Genomic DNA, 2,575 nt, shown 5'->3' with positions numbered 1-2,575 from the left:
CGAATCCGGCGGCCCGGAGCTGGCCGACGAGCTCGAGGAGAACGGCTACGTGCGCTTCACCCAGACCGATGGCGGCGACCCCCAGCGCCCGGCTTCGCCGCGCTTGGGATCCCCGCGAGCGGCGGCCGCGGGAGCGTAGGCATGACCGCACTGGACGTCGACGCCATCCGCGCTGACTTTCCGATCCTGAAGCGCGTGATGCGCGGCGGAAAGCAGTTGGCGTACCTGGATTCCGGCGCGACGTCGCAGCGCCCGCTGCAGGTGCTCGATGCCGAGCGCGAGTTCCTGATCACCTCCAACGGCGCGGTGCATCGCGGCGCGCACCAGCTGATGGAGGAGGCGACCGACGCCTACGAACGGGGCCGCGCCGACGTCGCGGCCCTCGTCGGCGCCGACGCCGACGAGCTGGTCTTCACCCGCAACGCCACGGAGGCGCTCAACCTGGCGTCATACGTGCTGGGCGACAACAGATTCGACCGGGCCGTCGGCGAAGGTGACGTGATCGTCACCACCGAGCTGGAGCACCACGCCAACATCGTGCCGTGGCAGGAACTGGCCCGTCGCAGCGGCGCCACGCTGCGCTGGTACGGCGTGACCGACGACGGGCGCATCGACCTGGACTCGCTGGAGCTCGACGAGCGCGTGAAAGTCGTTGCCTTCAGCCATCACTCGAACGTCACCGGCGCGGTGGCGCCGGTGACGGAGCTGGTCCGCCGCGCCAAGGCCGTCGGTGCCGTGACGGTGCTTGACGCCTGCCAGTCGGTGCCGCACGAGCCGGTCGACCTGCACGCGCTCGACATCGACTTCGCCGCGTTCTCCGGCCACAAGATGTTGGCCCCCAACGGCGTCGGTGCGCTCTACGCCCGGCGCGAGCTGTTGTCGCAGCTCCCGCCCTTCCTCACCGGCGGGTCGATGATCGAGACGGTGACGATGGAGACGTCGACCTACGCCCCGGCGCCGCAACGGTTCGAGGCCGGCACGCCGATGACGTCCCAGGTTGTCGGGTTGGGCGCGGCCGCAAGGTATCTGGGCGCCATCGGCATGGACGCGGTGGAGGCGCACGAGCGGGAGCTGGTCGCAGCCGCCCTTGAGGGCCTCTCGGGCATCGAGGGCGTGCGGATAATCGGGCCCGCCACGATGGAAAACCGTGCCTCGCCGGTGTCGTTCGTGGTCGACGGCGTGCACGCGCACGACGTCGGGCAGGTGCTCGACGACGACGGCGTCGCGGTGCGCGTCGGGCATCACTGCGCGATGCCGTTGCACCGCCGGTTCGGCGTGGCTGCCACCGCCCGGGCATCGTTCGCGGTGTACAACACCGCCGACGAGGTTGAGCGGTTGGTGGTCGGCGTGCGGCGGGCGCTCGAGTTCTTCGGGAGAGACTGACCGTGCGCCTGGAGCAGATGTATCAGGACGTGATCCTGGATCACTACAAGCACCCCCAGCACCGGGGGCTGCGGGAGCCGTTCGGCGCGCAGGTGTATCACGTCAACCCGGTGTGCGGGGACGAGGTGACGCTGCGGGTCGCGCTGTCGGACGACGGCCGGCGCGTGGCCGACGTCTCCTATGACGGGCAGGGCTGCTCGATCAGCCAGGCGGCGACCTCGGTGCTCACCCAGCAGGTGATCGGTCAGACGGTGCCCGAGGCGCTGGACACCATCGCCGCGTTCACCGAAATGGTGTCCTCGCGCGGCACCGTCGAAGGCGATGAGGACGTCCTGGGCGACGGCATCGCGTTCGCCGGGGTGGCCAAATACCCGGCCCGGGTGAAATGCGCACTGCTGGGCTGGATGGCGTTCAAAGACGCGTTGGCCCAAGCTTGTTCAGGCAGGGGCGCGGACTTCGAGGAGGAACAGGATGAGCGAGACCGCCGCACCGGGTGACGAATTTATTGCCGACCTCGAGGAGGCGATGCGCGACGTCGTCGACCCGGAGTTGGGCATCAACGTCGTCGACCTCGGGCTGGTCTACGGCCTCAACGTGGAAGAGGGCGACGAGGGGACCGTTGCCCTGCTCGATATGACGCTGACCTCGGCGGCCTGCCCGCTGACCGATGTCATCGAGGACCAGTCGCGCAGCGCGCTGGTCAGCAGCGGCCTGGTCGACGACCTGCGCATCAACTGGGTGTGGAACCCGCCATGGGGCCCGGACAAGATCACCGAGGACGGCCGCGAGCAACTGCGCGCCTTGGGCTTCACCGTCTAAAGCCACCTGCCCTTCCGCTAGCCAATGGCGGCAATCCGCCGCTAAAGGTGGAAGGGCAAATGCGGCAGGTGCAGGTGGTGGTGCGGCCGCCCCATCGGCGGGCACTGTTCCAGGCTGATGGTCGTCGCCTGCAGCGCGCCTCCGTCGTTCGTGCCCTGAGCCCCCATGCACGTGCCGTTGGTGATCGCCTGGGTGTTGCTGATCGTCTGCTTCTTGTAGGACGTCGCGTCGTTGACGGTCACCGTGGTGGGGCCACCGGGACCAATCCCATTGACCGCGATCGTGTTTCCCGATACCGACGCGACGTCCTACAAGAAGCAGACGATCAGCAACACCCAGGCGATCACCAACGGCACGTGCATGGGGGCTCAGG

General features: G+C 68.7%; 3 protein-coding genes and 1 pseudogene. 3 read left to right on the top strand and 1 reads right to left on the bottom strand.

The window, feature by feature from the left end; all coding sequences use genetic code 11:
• Positions 1–141 precede the first annotated feature (141 nt).
• From A9X05_RS21765 to A9X05_RS21755, 3 genes are read left to right on the top strand one after another with little or no spacing between them, the layout of a single operon-like run.
• On the top strand, positions 142–1,383 hold the full coding sequence (locus A9X05_RS21765) for a cysteine desulfurase (protein WP_067784012.1): 1,242 nt from the start codon (positions 142–144) through the stop codon (positions 1,381–1,383).
• A complete protein-coding gene (sufU, locus tag A9X05_RS21760) occupies positions 1,380–1,880 on the top strand; it encodes a Fe-S cluster assembly sulfur transfer protein SufU (RefSeq protein WP_067275677.1) in 501 nt (166 codons plus the stop codon). Before A9X05_RS21765 ends, sufU begins: the two co-directional genes overlap by 4 nt.
• Positions 1,855–2,202: a metal-sulfur cluster assembly factor gene (locus A9X05_RS21755; protein WP_067301280.1), complete on the top strand. Its 348-nt coding sequence runs from the start codon at positions 1,855–1,857 to the stop codon at positions 2,200–2,202. The genes sufU and A9X05_RS21755 overlap by 26 nt, the downstream gene beginning before the upstream one ends.
• A 41-nt stretch (positions 2,203–2,243) precedes the next feature.
• Here A9X05_RS21755 and A9X05_RS21750 read toward each other — a convergent pair.
• Positions 2,244–2,507 (bottom strand): annotated as a pseudogene (locus A9X05_RS21750) (hypothetical protein); the annotation flags it as partial.
• Positions 2,508–2,575 lie beyond the last annotated feature (68 nt).

Source organism: Mycobacterium sp. E3298 (assembly GCF_001666895.1).
Taxonomy (GTDB): Bacteria; Actinomycetota; Actinomycetes; order Mycobacteriales; family Mycobacteriaceae; genus Mycobacterium.
The sequence above is the reverse complement of the archived record's forward strand: the minus strand, read 5'-3'. Positions and strand labels throughout refer to the sequence as shown.

Coding starts and splice junctions, on each gene's coding strand:
- A9X05_RS21765 (WP_067784012.1), top strand. CDS start 142: ATGACCGCACTGGACGTCGACGCCATCCGCGCTGACTTTCCGATCCTG.
- A9X05_RS21755 (WP_067301280.1), top strand. CDS start 1,855: ATGAGCGAGACCGCCGCACCGGGTGACGAATTTATTGCCGACCTCGAG.